Below are 421 nucleotides of genomic sequence, written 5' to 3'. Positions count from 1 at the left end.
ACAGCACCGCGGCCAGGCCGACCGCGCCCGCGATCAGGCCGGCCCGCATCGAGGACAGGCCCAGCGTCGCCGAAACGGTCTCGGCTTCAGAGGACTCGAACGACAGCGGCAGCGAGCCGTACTTCAGCACATTGGCCAGTTCCTTGGCCGAGTCCGAAGTGAACTGGCCGGTGATCTGGGTGTTGCCGCCGGGGATGGGTTCCCGGATCTCGGGCGCGCTGACCACCTGCGAGTCGAGGGTGAACGCCGTCTGCGTACCCACGTTCGCCGCGGTGAAGTAGGCCCAGGTCTTGGCGCCCCCGCTCTTGAAGGTCACGTCGACGACGTACTGGCCCTGCTGCTGGTTCAGCCCGGAGGTGGCGTCGGCGATCTCCTCGCCGCTCATGATCGACTTGCTCAGCAGGTAGACCGTCTGGCCGTC

The 421-nt window shown here is 67.5% G+C and carries 1 protein-coding gene; it reads right to left on the bottom strand.

The window, feature by feature from the left end:
- Window positions 1-421: SecDF P1 head subdomain-containing protein (locus RM780_RS27715; protein WP_449657207.1), on the bottom strand; the 421-nt coding region annotated here is incomplete at both ends.

Source organism: Streptomyces boetiae, from assembly GCF_031845405.1.
Classification (GTDB): Bacteria; Actinomycetota; Actinomycetes; order Streptomycetales; family Streptomycetaceae; genus Streptomyces; species Streptomyces boetiae.
Note: the sequence above shows the minus strand (reverse complement) of the source record. Positions and strands in the feature narration are given on the sequence as shown.